The sequence below is a fragment of the Bacillus sp. T3 genome (assembly GCF_033449965.1).
In the GTDB taxonomy this organism is placed as follows: Bacteria; Bacillota; Bacilli; order Bacillales; family Cytobacillaceae; genus Bacillus_BU.
This window is the reverse complement of sequence record NZ_CP137761.1, coordinates 416,682-430,770: the sequence shown is the minus strand read 5'-3', so window position 1 is coordinate 430,770 and position 14,089 is coordinate 416,682. Positions and strand designations below refer to the sequence as shown.

The window sequence follows — 14,089 nt, the reverse complement described above, 5'->3', positions numbered from 1 at the left end:
TTAATCACCACCTTTTGAAGGTTGAGGTTGCTGATTTGGCGCTTGGCGATATTTATTGTACGCACCTGGTTAAATGTGGTCGAGCATCCTGTGCCCATCTTGGCAGTCGCATAAATACGTCCTTCATTTCGCTGCCTTTCATTGGAGCGATGGGTGACAAGTATGGTACGCCGAACGATCGCAAGGTGCATAAGTGAATAACGATGACAATCACCCCAAGCATGATTCCCAAGAATCCTAAAAATCCAGCAAGTAAAAGCATTGGAAATCTCAGCATTCGTAACGCAAAGCCCGCGTTATATCTTGGTATCGCAAACGATGCAATTCCGGTGACGGCGACGACCATGACCATCGGTGCTGAAACAATTCCGGCTTCAACGGCCGCTTGTCCAATGACCAGTGCTCCGACAATACTAACCGCTGAACCTACCTGCTTCGGCAAACGAATCCCTGCTTCCCGCAAAATTTCAAACATAATCTCCATCGACAGCGCCTCGATTATTGCGGGAAACGGAATCGGTTCCCTTGATGCCGCCATGCTTATGAGCAATGAAGTCGGGACCATTTCATGATGGTAGGTTAAAACAGCAACATACAGGGATGGAAGCATTAACGAAATAACTATAAATAAAAAGCGGAGCCAACGAATCATTGTACTTAAAATTGGACGTTGATAGTAATCCTCTGCCGACTGCATCAGCGAATAAAACGTTGTCGGCACCACCAACGCAAAGGGCGTCCCATCCGTAATGATTGCCACATGCCCCTCCATTAAGTAGGATGTCACCACATCGGTCCGTTCTGTATTTAATACTTGCGGAAAGGGTGAATAGGGATCGTCTTCAATATAATCCTCGAGATAGCCGCTTTCCAAGATGCCATCCGTGTCGATGCGGCTGATTCTGTTTTCGACCTCCGTGATGAGGGTTGGGTCCGCAACGCCTTCAATATAAGAGATGATAATTTCGGTTTTGGTTAGGCGACCAACCTCCAGCTTTTTTGTTTTAAATTGCGGACTTCTTATTTTTCGCCGCAGCAAGGCGGTGTTTGTGGCGCTCGATTCGATAAATCCTTCCCGCGGCCCACGAATCACAGTTTCTGCTGTCGGTTCCTCAATCGGTCTTTTTTCCCATTTGGCTAAGCCGAGGCCATATCCTACGTCCTGTTGCTCAATCAGGAGGACTGGATTTCCGGTAGAGACCTGGTCGATTACGTCGGTTAAAGTGTTGACGTTGCTAATGCTCGATATCGATAGTATTTTTTCAGGATTGAAGGGTGGTTGTGATTTTGTTTGTGCATACGATTGTGATCGTGATTGTGCTTTGTTTGCGCTTTGGTTGTGATCGTCTGTGCTGCTTCGACCCGGACTTTGGCTTAATTCTTGGGTGCCGTTTTGCGCTTGGTGGTTCCAATCGGAAGCGGAGGTCATTTGATTTGATGACCCCTGTTCACCTGCAGCATTCATTAGTTTGGCAAGGACTTGGTTATTAATCTCCTCAATGTTGGATAAACCTTCAAAAAAGATCAATGCTGCCTGACCGAACCCTTTTGTTTGAAAACAACGAAACACAATATCTGAACAATTTTCATAAATCGACTTTAGGTTTGATAAGTTTTGATTTAAATCTTTTGAAAGTTTTTCGGTTTCGTTTGTGGGTTGGATCCCAGGATTGCTTTGCTTTTGCTGGGTTTCGGCGTTATGGTGTTGCTCGGATTGAGTGTTTTGGTGTTGCTCGGTTTGGCTGCTTTGCTGCTGGGTTTGCCCACTCTGCTGTTGAGCTTGCCTGCTTTGCTGTTGTTCATTTCTTGATTTGTTTATTAATGATTGAAGCGTAATTGGCTTCCTCATCCTTTTGCGCATCCCTAATCTCCTAAATTCAGTACTCTAACGTTTATTATGGATAGCGGAAAAATAAATATGTATAATATGGAAATTTAATCATTTTTTGTTAAGTGAGGATGGGCTTTAACGCAGTAAAGCAGCGGGGGACAGTCCCCCACTGCTTTACTGTGATGAAGTGTGTTCTATATTTGTGTTAACGTAGTAGTTGATAGAGTAGTCCTTCGTATTTTAGGTCGAGTAGTGCGGCGATGATGAAAATGATGATGATGGCGAGTATTATCGGTTTTTTATTCATTTTTGACATCCAGTTCAATTGGGTTCCCTCCACTGTAAAAATAACAAGTTAGTCAGCATGTTTATTATATATGGATTCAAGGAACATTTATAGTCCCACCCCCGCTTCTTACATCCATTTGGTGATGAGGTTGATGACAACAGGGCCGAGTAGAATGATGAATAGGGTTGGGAAGATGAACAGGACCATGGGGATGAGCATTTTGACGGGTGCTTTCATGGCTTGTTCTTTGACGGCTTGTTTTTTTTGTTCTCGCATACGTTCAGTTTGGGCCCGGAGGACCTTAGTCATGCCGATTCCCATTTGATCGGCTTGGATGATGGAATTGATGACGCTCTTGAAGAACTCGGAGGGAATGCGGTCGCGGAGTTCTTCAAATGCGTTTTTTCGTGATTTGCCTAGCTTCATATCTTCTAGTGCTAGTTTGAATTCTGCCGCTAGCGGACCGTGAATTTGGGTGCAGACTCGTTTCAGTGCTCCGTCTAGTCCCATGCCCGCTTCAATGGAGACGTTGACCATGTCGAAGAAGTCGGGCATTTCCCTTTCGATTGTTTTGATTCGTTTTTTCTTTTTTGCGGTTAAGTACATTGATGGATAGACTAAAGCAAATAGACCTGCAATTAGGGCGAACATTACGCCTTTTAGTGTTTCTTTCCCGCCGATGGAAGAAAGTAATAGGAAAGCTATAAATGTGATGGAAGCCATAGCGATTTGTAGCAGTTGGAAATCGACGGGTTTAAGGCCGAAGGGTGTGCCTGCTTCGTGTAACTTCTTTTCGAGAACCGCTTGTTTTTGCTTGCCCATTTGTTTGTTGACGACTCCGCGCATATACGAGATGAGAGGGACTATTAGTCTCTCTTTGAGCGGTTTTTTTTGTTTTGTTTCGTCGATTTCTTGTTCGACAAGGTGGTGGTGCTCACGCCCGATGTTCTTCAGTCTTCTTTGGATGGTGCGGTTATCCTCCCCTATTTTTATAAAAATAAGAAAGATGATGAGTGTGGTGAAGCCGAATAGTAAGATACTTAAAAATAAGAGCATTGGTTACACCTCGATGTTGACGATTTTTTGGATGACGAACCAGCCGATGATGCCTGAGATGGTGCCAAAGCCGAGGAAGGTCCAGCCGAGCGGGTGGGTGAGCATAGGCTGGAAGTATTCCGGGTTCATCAAATTTAGGATGACACCGAGGATGACGGGGAGCAAGGAGATGATCCAGGCGGACATTTTTCCTTGTGCCGTTAGGGCTCGGAGTTCTTCTTTGATGCGGACACGGTCGGTAATGGTTTCTTGGATTGTGTCCAAAATTTGCGTTAGGTTGCCACCTGTTGACCGTTGAATGACGATTGCATTAGCAACAATTTTAATGTCGTCGGTCGGGAGACGGGTGATTAGGTTTTCGAATGCTTCCTCGAGCGGTACACCAAGATTGATTTCTCGCAGTGTTTTTTTGAATTCGGTCCCGATTGGGTCGGGTACTTCTTGGGCGATGACTTGCATGGCCTGGAGGAAGCTGTACCCGGATTTCATTGATGTTGCCATTGTACCGAGTGCCTGCGGCAGCTGAGTCATGCAGCGTGCGCGGCGTTTTTTGATTTTTTGGTTGACGTATACTGCTGGCAGGTGGTTTCCTAGCATAGCACCGACGAAAATGATGGCTAGCGGCAGCTTTAGAATGGTGGTTGCTGTAGCTAGACCTAGACCTGACATAATTCTGACTGCTGTGAATTCTTCTGTTTTGAGCGGGAGATTGGCGGCTTCAAGTTTTTGCTCCCATTTAGAAGAGTTTTTCTTTGTTAAAAATTTTCCTGATAGTTTGGCGAGCAGGGTTTTGAGTTCAGTTAGGTCAAATTTAAGGCGTCGACGTTTTTCGGTTTGCTCATCCTCTTCCTGTTCTTCTTGGATTTCTATAGGGAAAAATTTGTGCAGACGGTCGACTAAACTGCCTTTCGGTTTGAAAAGCATTCCTAGTGACCCAAACAGGCTAGTTAGTGCGATAAATAGTAGCCATAGCATGATTGTTTTACCACCTCTCTTCGAACCATTCACTTGGTAAATTGATTCCGTGATTTTCGATTCGGCCGGCACACATCGGGCGGATGCCTGGTCGGTGTGAAGCGGCCGACGACATTGCCATCCTTGTTAATGTTGTCTTGTTTATAAACAAAGATGTCCTGCAGGGTGATCGTATCGCCCTCCATGCCAACGACTTCGGTGATATGGGTGATTTTACGTGATCCGTCCTTAAGCCGTGATTGTTGGACGATGAGATCAATGGCGCTGGCGACCTGGGAGCGAATCGCTCTTATTGGAAAATCAAGCCCGGCCATCAGCACCATTGTTTCGAGACGGGCGAGCATGTCGCGCGGCGAGTTCGAATGTCCGGTCGCTAGTGAGCCGTCGTGACCGGTGTTCATCGCCTGGAGCATGTCGAGAGCTTCGCCACTACGGATTTCGCCTATGACAATTCGGTCGGGCCGCATGCGAAGCGAGTTTTTGACGAGTTCTCGGATCGAAATTGCCCCTTTCCCTTCGATGTTGGGTGGTTTCGTTTCGAGTCTGATAACATGTTCCTGCGAGAGTTGAAGTTCAGCAGCATCTTCGATTGTGACGATTCGTTCGTCATGCGGAATGAAGCTCGATAGGACGTTGAGCAAGGTTGTTTTACCTGAGCCTGTACCACCGCTGATGAAGATGTTAAGCCGCGCTTTGACGCAGGTGTCAAGAAATTGCGCCATTTCGGGTGTTAGGGTGCCAAAGTTTGTTAAGTCTTCGATTTGGAGCCGCTTGCTTGGAAATTTTCTTATTGTAATTGTCGGGCCATCGAGTGAAAGTGGCGCAATGATGGCATTGACGCGGGATCCATCGGGCAGTCTGGCATCGACCATTGGGCTACTTTCATCAATGCGGCGGCCGAGCGGCGCAACGATCTTTTCAATCACCTGCAGGACATGTTCGTCATCTCTGAAGGTGTAGTCGCTGAGTTGCAGCTTACCGTTTTGTTCGACATAGATTTGGTTTGGGCCGTTGACCATGATTTCGGACACAGTGGTGTCGTTTAGGAGCGGCGTGATGGGGCCGAAGCCGATGAGTTCGTTCATCACGGAGGTGACGAGGTCCTTTTTGGCTTCGAAGGTGAGGCGCTCCCCTTCTTCACTGAGGAATTTCATCGCTTCCTGCTCGATGAATTTTTCCATTTCGTCATCGGTGGCTTCGATGAACTGCTTTTTTATTTCGGTGATTAGGTGCTTGTGCAGCAGGTTGCGCAGGCCATAGTCCTTTGTTTTTTTGTTGGTTTCTTTTTTTTCAATTATTTGTTCAACGTCTGATTGTACTTTCGGAGAGACGAGATTTTTTTCGTTTAAACGTTTGAGTAAGGACATCTGGGCAGATTCCCTCCTTTGGTGTTTAGAAACTTTCTTATTTTATAAAGTTCTTTTCTTGAAAAATTTTGCAGTGACGCTGCGCGATTTTTTTGGCTTTTCGGTTAGTTTGATGGTTGAATTCGTAACTAGGCCCTCAGCGAATTTCATTGTTGTTTTAGCAACAGCTGTGCGCGGGGCGGCGGTGACGAATGGGATGCCTTTGTTGATTGAGGCGATTACAGTCAAATAGTCGCTTGGGATTCTGGCGAATACTTTTTTCCCTAGTACACCTTCGATTGATTCAAAGCTCATGCCTTTCATTTCGGCGTCTCGATTTAGGACAATTTTTATTTTTTCAGTAAAGCCGAGTAGGGCCATTGTGTCGAGAGCCAGTTTGCCATTCTTTAGAGCTGGCAGGTCAAAGGACGTGATTAGCAGGATATCATCGGCATGGTCGAGGGCAACAAGATTCGTTTCGACCAGGCTCGGCGGTGTGTCGATGATGACGACATCGTAGCGTTTCTTCAGCTCCTCAATTAGGCGTGACACATGATCACCAGTGATAAGCTCAGCGAACTCCGGCAGCGGGGGTGCAGCGATGAATTCGACACCGGAGTGGTGCTTAATCATATAGGACTCGACCTGGCCGTCCTTTTCGTCGAGTGATTCTTTGACCCAGTCGTAGATGGTCGCTTTCGGTTCTTTATCGAGCAGCAATGGCACGTCGCCGAACTGCAGATCGAGGTCGATGATGGCAACGGCTAGATTCTTTTTGGCGAGTGCTGTGGCCGCGTTGACGGCAAGCGTCGTTTTGCCAACTCCTCCCTTTGTGCTTAGAAAGACGATGATTTTGCCGTCCTTTTGTTGGACGACCGGTTGCTGAATAGGCGCGCTATCAAACTTAAGCGCAAGTGTCTGCTCTATTTTCCCAAAAGAAAGAAGGAGGTCTTCCTTTGAACTCGACAGTGGCAGGATGTCTGCGACTCCTGCGTGCAGTGCTTGCTTGAGGTCGATTTGGTCGGGCGGCAACATGAGCAGTACGGCCGTGTGATGGTATTTGAGCGCAAATTCGCGGGCAATCTCGTATGGGTTTTGTTGTTGAAACTGGCCGATGATGATGATGGACGGCGCACTGGTTGTTTCGAGTTCTTTTTTTAGGTCGGTTTCGATCGTGAGTGTTTTGGTGATGTGGTGCTTGGTTTGTATCATTTCGGCTATTTTATTAGCAAAGGAGACTTTTGAGCTTAGGACTAGGTAGTTAATTAGCATTGGTCATTTCTCCTTTTTGGGATTTCGTATTTGTTTTTGCTTTGCTGCTTTCCTGATCAGGGGTTTTGCGCAGCATGAAGGTGAGCGAGCCTTTGACGGATACGGTCGCGACGGCGATGGCCTGCTCAGGTGTGACTTCAACGGTCACGCTTGGGTAGGTGAGTTCAACAGTCGGGTCAATATCGGCGGTTGTTTTGCTACCTACTGCAAGTACCTTTATCTCCTGTAGGAGGATTTCGGTTTTTGAGACTCCCTCCGCATTTTCCGGGATATAGGCGATGACATCGACAATATTTCCTGGGCGAATCAGGCCGGATACTCCTTTAACGTGGTCAACGGCAATCGAAATAGCGCGTTTGTTAGGGCTTATTTTTAGCATTTCTTTGGTTTTGGCTGATTGGGTTGCGTTTTCGCCTGTTGTTTTTTCCTTTTTGGCAGATGCGACGTTGTTAGCTTGGGTTGAAGCTGTTTGTTCTTTTCGGTTGACTCCGCTGCTTAAATAAAAATAAAAAGTTATGGTAAAAATGGATGCGATGATCATCGACAGCATCCAGATTTTTTTCGTATTCATCTGCTCACCTGCTGTTTGATATGGATTTTTGAAACCCGAACTCCGCTTTTGGTGCGAGGTTCGGGTATTGTTTTCATGCTTTTTTGACTGGTGCGCGAGCTGGCGTTATCTTGTTAACTTGTAGCCATATGCCCCATAGTTTGATGAGTCGTAGGCAATTTCACCTGAAGCAGTTTCTTCGATAAAGCGGCCGACTATTTCAGCAGATGTTCCGCTGGATGTTACATTTTCGATAAAGAATTCAGCAAAACCGACGATCTTTACAGCCTTTACTTGATTTTGTTCGGTAACGACTGATTGGAAAACTGGGACGAGCACGACTCTTGGGCAGTCTTCAGGAAAGTCCAAATACGTTGACGTTGGACAGGCTGAGATTCGGTAGTTGACCGCTCTGACTGTTGGGCCAGCTAAGTTCCCTGTTTGTGTGTTGACGATTTGATTGATGCGAAGCTCTTGGTCATAGCCCATTTTGAAATCTTCTTCGTAAATATTGGCACCCGGTCCTTGTATGGCAAGTGCACCGAAGTTACCGACTGTTGCGTCTTCTACTTTGAGTCGTTTGATTTCGCCGAAGATTAATGGGCTTGTATACTCGACTCCGACTGGGACCGCCCCTCTGCCTGATGTAAGTGTCCCGATTTCACTATGGGAGACAGCATCTACTTTAGCCTCAGCAAAGCCAAGGACTTTGGCAAACACTAGATCGACGCTTTTCTCGGCGCGGACGGTTATTCGGTGATTATTTTTACTAAAAGTAATGGTGAATTCATTAGGATCTTCCTCATTAAGATTGATCGCTTCGATTGCTTTTGATACTGCCCGGTCTGGTGTGGTGGGCAATTCCTGTGCCCCGGCCAGAGCGGCTGCATCCGCAACATTACGCAATTTCTGCTTTTCCATGTAGAGCATCCCGCCGTCGATGACAAGAGCGGAGATGCCCAGAAAAACAGACATCAAGAGCGCAATGATAACAGCGACTGCACCGTTTTGATTGTTGATGAATCTGTTCATTTATTCCTTCCTCATTACAGGTTTATTTTGATTGTTACATTCTTTAAGGGATGAAGTTTCTTCTCCCATATAGATGGGAACATTTGCATCTTTCAATCTTCAAATTTTGATTTTGTCATTCATTCGACCCTCATCACGGTTTTGCTTTTTACTATAAAAGGGTTAGGCAGCATTTTTTCCATCAGTGGGACGGAAATGGTCACAGGATAGGTGGTAAAAACCGTTACATATACGCCTCTTTTCCGTAATTCCTTTTGTGGTGTAATGGTGACCGTAAGTTCTTCTGTGCCCAAGCTTTGCGCTGCGCTCTTCGTCGCGTTGATGATTTCTGTATCGGCCGCGCCTAGTGTCGCTAAGCGTGCCCCTTCGCGACTGGCATGATTGGTCGTTAGATAGGCTTGAAAAATTCTTCCAAAGTCGATAATGCCAAAGACGATTAGCAAGAGAATCACAAGGCAAAGTGCTAGTTCGACTGTTGCTTGGCCTTTTTGCGAGCGAATCATTGGAACGATACTCCGAGCTGTAAGGCAGTTCCGAGGACAATCGCCACACCGTAAGGAAAGGCTTGATGATACTCACTTTGGTCGAGCCTCGGCAACTTCCCTATTTTTGTAAAAAAAGAAGTCGTTTTATAGTAAGAAGTAGCTCTTTTTTTGAGATTAGGATGATGGTAGCAATCAGACCGCCGATGATGGCGGTGAATAGGAATGCGCCTAAGACGAAGGCTGTGCCTTTTAGTGCTCCGATTGCCGCGAGGAGCTTGACGTCGCCCGCGCCCATTCCGTCCATTAGGTATGGTATAAAAAGTAGGCCGAGGCCTAGCAATAATCCAAGTCCGCTGAAAATGAGACCGTCGAGGCCAGCAGATATCGCATGGTATGTTAATCCAATCAGCATAGTTGGAAAGGTTAATATATTTAGTATTCGTCTGTTTTTGAGATCAGTAATGAATGAGATTATCAGAATGAGTATTAATGATAGATTTAGTAGCATTTTTCACCTCATAGACATGCTTAAATAGACGCTTTTGCTAGGACTTTGCCCGTGGCGCCTGGTTGTTGGAATGCTTGCCGGCTTTTTACTTGATAGTGTTACGGCGAGCTATCCATATGGTAATATATTCAATCACTGCAAAAAATCCCCACCTTCGCTAGCCGCACGAAAGTAGGGATTGGATTTAAGTGTTTATGACCCAGAAGGAGTCGTTGTCGTTGTTGAACCTGCGTTCAATAGCTCATCTTTAATTTCCGTAAACTTGGTTGTTAGTGTTTCGCCAAATGTTGTTAAAATTACCACAACTGCAAGAGCGATTAGTCCTAAAATTAAGCCGTACTCAGTCATGCCTTGCCCCTTCTCTTCTGAGAAAAGGCCTTTGATTTTCTCCATCATGATTGTTCACCTCGTCTATTTTTTGGCAAACAACGATAAGTATCACTACAGATTCGGTAACTGGCTGACTTCGGTTTGGCCTTTAAGCTCTTTTACAGACTCGGCAAATGGCTGACTTCGGTATTCGATGTAAGCTGATTGTGCAAATTCGATATAATGGTAGACTTTCGGTATTACTAAGTGTCCATCTGTAGAATTGATGTTTTGGTGTTTGATATTTTACTAGGCTGTTATGTGGCGTCGGTGGTAGGAAGGCCTTTCGCAGACTCTGAGGTGGCGCCTTCGGATTTTTTGATCAAAGGGCCGCTGCAGATTCTGTGTTTTGGTGGCTTCGGTTTTCGGCGCAACGAACCAATAGTTCAGAATACTGTTTTTAGTGAATTTGACTCTTGTCCAAAAGCACCTTCTACAGTTTCTGTTTTTGTTTGCCCAAAACATTATTGTGATGTATCTTTTACAGATTTGGTGATGGACTGGCTTGGTATTCCTCGTAGACCTTCTTCAAATTTGGTATCTGGCTGACTTCGGCATTTCTCCGTTAGCTGTCTACAGATTCGGTAACTGGCTGACTTCGGCTTTCACGTAAGTCCCTATAGCTTTGCGTCCCAAGATTTCTCAGGGTTTGCCTTTTCGTTTGTTTGCTATTTAAATATATCATCCGAATAGGTAAAATTCACTATATAGGGAGACGAAAGGAAGGGCGAATTTGTGAAAATTTTTAGACAAAATCATGACATAGATGTGCCGATTTTGATTAAGGTTTGCGATCGGTTCTGGCCGCGCTTCAGGGGCCTTATGTTTAGAAGGAAACCTCTTGTAGATGAAGGGATTTTGCTTGTACCCTGCAATTCGATTCATATGTTTTTCATGTTTTTCCCGATTGATGTTGTGTTTCTTGACCGAAATGATGTCGTCGTCGTTGTTCGGAAGAATGTGAAACCCAATATGATGATCTTTCCGATTCGTGGCGCTGAGAAGGTTTTAGAACTGCCTATTGGGACAGTGGAAAAATATTCGATAGAGGTTAAGGACCAGATAGTACTTTAGTGTAGTGGGGGACTGTCCCCCGTTGTATTACAGCATTAAAGCATTGGGGGACTGTCCCACTAGCCTTGCACGTCTTGAAAAAAGTTACTAAAAATGAAATAAAAGTAATTTAACTTCTTTACGAAATAAAAAAAAACTCCTATTGTAGAAGTTGTTGACCTTGTTATGTTCCCTAAAACAAACAAGTCTTCTACAAAGGAGTTTTCACATTTGAATAATAAAAGTATAGGCCAAGAAATCTTGATGTGTCAATGCTTATCTCTACTTCCAACAGAGGATTTTGATTGTCCACTGATTGATTATGGAAAGAGGCTTTCTACAAAGGCTTTATTAAAAATTTTTGTTGCAGCTCAGCTAGATCAATGGTGCTCGTACAGTCATATGGAAGAAAAGTTAAGGGCTTTTCCTACTCTCAGGAAAGAAATTGGTATTAAAAGTATTAGTGGCTCTCAATTAAGCCGACGGATTAACGACCTTCCAACAGAAATGGTTCAAAAAATGTTTGTAAAAGTAGTTAAGAAAATTCATGAGTTAACCCAAGGTTTAGAAGGATTATCAAAGGACATCGGTCGATTAAATATAGTAGATTCAACGGAAATTAGCTTACCAGAAAATCTTTGTGATTGGGCTTTTATCTCCAAAGGCCACAATGCGGTCAAAATGCATACTAGACTCGTTGTGGTTTCTAAAGATATCGCCTATCCAGATAAAATTGTTCCTTCCACTGGTACTGTGAGTGATTTTGAAAGCTCCGATTTCATCATTGAAGATTTTGATGCCACCTATGTAATGGACAGAGGTTATCCTTCCAAAAAGAATTTAATGGATTGGCTCGAGAGGAATATTTCATTTGTAGTCCGAATAAGCAAGAATCTGGTAACTAATACGTTAGAAGAATATGAACCGACTCATCCATCGGTAAAAAGAGATGAAAAAGTGAATTTTGGGATTTCAAATGTACCGGTTCGGTACATAGAATTTTGGGATGAAAAAGGGAGAACCTACCGAATTTTAACGACACGCTTTGATTTAACTGATCAACAGATCCTAGAAATCTACAAGAGCCGCTGGCTTATCGAACTTTTTTTCAAGTGGATTAAGGGACACCTAAAACTAACAAAGGTCTGGAGTACAAAACCACAAGGAATTTGGAATCAAATGTTCTTAGCCCTTATTGCGTTAGGTGTTTCACTCATCATAAAACTTCAAACTAAGTCGAAAAAAACACCTTGGGAATTCTTTCGGGTTCTTCGAACGTATTTGTATTTACCCGGCAGAAGAATGTTAAAAGAATTAAACAGAAAAAGGAAAAAATCAAAGGGGAGACAAAAAGTCCCTAAACCTTTAGTGAAAGAAAAACCGTTGTTTGGAAACGTCGCTGTGGTGAAAAAGGCAGGAAAAAAGAAAGAAAACTAAAATAGGAAAAAAAAGGGAACAAGGTCTATTTAATCCCTGATCACCTTTTTTTCATTAGACATCTAAATCGCATTGTAAATTTTTTGAATAAATTCAATTTATATACTTTGATGCAAGACTAGTGGGACTGTCCCCCAATGCTTTAATGTGATAAATCATTTAGTGGCCAGCCATCATTCCTGGATCTGGTTTGTCTTGTTGACCCGGTTCTTCTGGTTGGCTTTTCGGCTTCCGCAGGAATAAGCTAAACACGAATCCTCCAATAGCCAGACAAGCAGCTAAGAAATACGTATCCGCAAATCCGTTTGTCGCGGCTTCTACCGGGCTGACCCCTTTCACAACTTCCTTCATATTTTCATCAATCTGGGATGTTAAATAACCAGTTAGTCCCGCTACGGCAAATGAAACGACAACCTGCTGGGCAGCGGTTGTAAGTGGTGTGACCCTGCTGACTAACTTGCGCGGAGCCGAATTCAACACATGTGTGTTGACCGGCATCATCGTCAATCCCATCCCGCTTCCAATTAAAAATAAAGAGAGCAGGATCATCTCAAGATTAGTATCGACAGTAATTCGGGAAAACAGGAAAAGTCCTGTTGAAATGATGCCAAGACCAGTAAATGCCAATGGTCTGGCCCCGATTTTATCAAACAACCGACCGCTGATTGGCATAAAGATTGCTGAGGCCAATGCTTGCGGTAATAAAATTAATCCGGTCTCAAATGCGGTATATCCACGAAGCTGTTGCAAATACAGTGGGGTCAATATCATCGAGCCAAACAAGGCAACCTGTGCCATCCAAGCAAGAATGATTCCGCGAGTAAAATGTGATGAACGGAACACACGCAATTCAAGTAATGGTTGTTTTTGCATAAGCTCGACAACGATAAAGATAAGCAAGGCCCCGAAACCGACACTTAAACCGACAATCGTATTTGTCGATGTCCAGCTCGAACCGCCCTCACTCACACCGTATGTCAGCATTGCAAAGGCTAATGGACCCATGACCATACCAATTTTATCGAGATGAGGTGCTTCATGCGGTTCACCTTTCGGAAGGAACTTCATACCTAGAATCAAGGCAATGATTCCGATTGGCAGATTAATCATAAAAATCCAGTGCCAGCTTACAGAATCTACAAGCCAACCTGATAACACAGGTCCAAGTGCCGGAGCCATCAGCATCGGAATTCCAAGTACCCCCATGATTGATCCCCGTTTATGCGGTGGAGCAAGCTTAAAAACCATGGCCATTCCAATAGGAGCGACCATTCCCCCGCCTAGACCTTGAATGACCCGGAAGATAATCAGTTGCAACGGCGATTGGGCGAGCGCACATAATACAGAGCCGAATGTAAAAAATGCGATGGTGAGTAAAAAGATTTTCTTTGAACCGAATTTATCGGTCATCCAACCGGCAAGTGGGATAACCGCTGATAGTGCCAAGGTGTATCCTGTTACCGTCCATTGAACGGTTTTCAGGTCTGTATTAAAATAGTCAACCAATTTCGGAATGGCGACATTGACAACCGTGCTATCCAGAATAACCATAATCATGCCAACGATGACGGCTAAGAGTGGAGCGATAATGGATTTGATCGAGAACTCCTGTGATTCTATGAAACTCGGCTCCACAGTTGAATTTGACATGCTTTCACGCAACTTTCTGTTTTTATTGTCTAAGAAAAATTTGTTGGTACTTTCAACACCACAAAAAAATTAAACGATGTTTAAAACACCGTTTAAACAAAATTTATCTCCTTTTTGTCTCTGTGTCAAGGAAAATACTATAGGATTGCTGATCCTTTTCCTGGGACGGCGTGAAAGAGCTTGACTTGATACCCAAAGGCAGAGCGATTATGTTAATATTAAACTAAGTTTAAATT

Annotated in this window: 11 protein-coding genes, 2 pseudogenes and 1 riboswitch; of the genes and pseudogenes, 2 read left to right on the top strand and 11 right to left on the bottom strand. The window is 44.3% G+C overall.

Annotated elements, in window-relative coordinates; translation table 11 throughout:
- From RGF10_RS02290 to RGF10_RS02245, 10 genes and pseudogenes are all read right to left on the bottom strand, one after another.
- A pseudogene (locus tag RGF10_RS02290) lies at positions 1-1,663 on the bottom strand (spore germination protein).
- A gap of 583 nt (positions 1,664-2,246) precedes the next feature.
- On the bottom strand, positions 2,247-3,176 hold the full coding sequence (locus RGF10_RS02285) for a type II secretion system F family protein (protein WP_318506920.1): 930 nt from the start codon (positions 3,174-3,176) through the stop codon (positions 2,247-2,249).
- Between the two features lie 3 nt (positions 3,177-3,179).
- Positions 3,180-4,151, bottom strand: coding sequence for a type II secretion system F family protein (locus tag RGF10_RS02280; protein WP_318506918.1), 972 nt, complete (start codon positions 4,149-4,151; stop codon positions 3,180-3,182).
- A 7-nt stretch (positions 4,152-4,158) separates the two neighbouring features.
- Positions 4,159-5,518 (bottom strand): annotated as a pseudogene (locus RGF10_RS02275) (CpaF family protein).
- Positions 5,519-5,560: 42 nt separating this feature from the next.
- Positions 5,561-6,769 (bottom strand): CpaE/TadZ family protein, encoded by a 1,209-nt coding sequence (locus RGF10_RS02270; protein ID WP_318506916.1) that lies wholly within the window; start codon positions 6,767-6,769, stop codon positions 5,561-5,563.
- On the bottom strand, positions 6,759-7,340 hold the full coding sequence (cpaB, locus tag RGF10_RS02265) for a Flp pilus assembly protein CpaB (RefSeq protein WP_318506914.1): 582 nt from the start codon (positions 7,338-7,340) through the stop codon (positions 6,759-6,761). The genes RGF10_RS02270 and cpaB overlap by 11 nt, the downstream gene beginning before the upstream one ends.
- A gap of 105 nt (positions 7,341-7,445) precedes the next feature.
- The gene (locus RGF10_RS02260) at positions 7,446-8,351 is read right to left on the bottom strand and encodes a pilus assembly protein TadG-related protein (RefSeq protein ID WP_318506912.1); all 906 of its coding nucleotides are present in this window, start codon (positions 8,349-8,351) and stop codon (positions 7,446-7,448) included.
- Between the two features lie 119 nt (positions 8,352-8,470).
- On the bottom strand, positions 8,471-8,854 hold the full coding sequence (locus tag RGF10_RS02255) for a TadE family protein (RefSeq protein ID WP_318506910.1): 384 nt from the start codon (positions 8,852-8,854) through the stop codon (positions 8,471-8,473).
- A 100-nt stretch (positions 8,855-8,954) separates the two neighbouring features.
- Entirely contained in the window at positions 8,955-9,344 is a 390-nt protein-coding gene (locus RGF10_RS02250) for an A24 family peptidase (protein ID WP_318506908.1), read from the bottom strand.
- 192 nt (positions 9,345-9,536) lie between these two features.
- A complete protein-coding gene (locus RGF10_RS02245; protein WP_318506906.1) occupies positions 9,537-9,740 on the bottom strand; it encodes a Flp family type IVb pilin in 204 nt (67 codons plus the stop codon).
- A gap of 553 nt (positions 9,741-10,293) precedes the next feature.
- Positions 10,294-10,377, bottom strand: a riboswitch (cyclic di-GMP riboswitch).
- Positions 10,378-10,448: 71 nt separating this feature from the next.
- Here RGF10_RS02245 and RGF10_RS02240 point away from each other — a divergent pair.
- Complete coding sequence (locus tag RGF10_RS02240) at positions 10,449-10,787, top strand: DUF192 domain-containing protein (RefSeq protein WP_318506904.1); 339 nt, start codon at positions 10,449-10,451, stop codon at positions 10,785-10,787.
- A 210-nt stretch (positions 10,788-10,997) separates the two neighbouring features.
- A complete protein-coding gene (locus RGF10_RS02235) occupies positions 10,998-12,203 on the top strand; it encodes an IS4 family transposase (RefSeq protein ID WP_318506902.1) in 1,206 nt (401 codons plus the stop codon).
- Positions 12,204-12,362: 159 nt separating this feature from the next.
- Here the strand turns inward: RGF10_RS02235 and RGF10_RS02230 are convergent, their stop codons facing one another.
- Positions 12,363-13,853: an MDR family MFS transporter gene (locus tag RGF10_RS02230; RefSeq protein ID WP_318506900.1), complete on the bottom strand. Its 1,491-nt coding sequence runs from the start codon at positions 13,851-13,853 to the stop codon at positions 12,363-12,365.
- Positions 13,854-14,089: the final 236 nt, after the last annotated feature.

Excerpts from the sequence above, each read along its gene's own strand:
- RGF10_RS02280 (WP_318506918.1), bottom strand. The coding sequence starts at position 4,151 with ATGCTATGGCTACTATTTATCGCACTAACTAGCCTGTTTGGGTCACTA.
- cpaB (WP_318506914.1), bottom strand. The coding sequence starts at position 7,340 with ATGAATACGAAAAAAATCTGGATGCTGTCGATGATCATCGCATCCATT.
- RGF10_RS02270 (WP_318506916.1), bottom strand. The coding sequence starts at position 6,769 with ATGCTAATTAACTACCTAGTCCTAAGCTCAAAAGTCTCCTTTGCTAAT.
- RGF10_RS02255 (WP_318506910.1), bottom strand. The coding sequence starts at position 8,854 with ATGATTCGCTCGCAAAAAGGCCAAGCAACAGTCGAACTAGCACTTTGC.
- RGF10_RS02285 (WP_318506920.1), bottom strand. The coding sequence starts at position 3,176 with ATGCTCTTATTTTTAAGTATCTTACTATTCGGCTTCACCACACTCATC.
- RGF10_RS02245 (WP_318506906.1), bottom strand. The coding sequence starts at position 9,740 with ATGATGGAGAAAATCAAAGGCCTTTTCTCAGAAGAGAAGGGGCAAGGC.
- RGF10_RS02230 (WP_318506900.1), bottom strand. The coding sequence starts at position 13,853 with ATGTCAAATTCAACTGTGGAGCCGAGTTTCATAGAATCACAGGAGTTC.
- RGF10_RS02260 (WP_318506912.1), bottom strand. The coding sequence starts at position 8,351 with ATGAACAGATTCATCAACAATCAAAACGGTGCAGTCGCTGTTATCATT.
- RGF10_RS02250 (WP_318506908.1), bottom strand. The coding sequence starts at position 9,344 with ATGCTACTAAATCTATCATTAATACTCATTCTGATAATCTCATTCATT.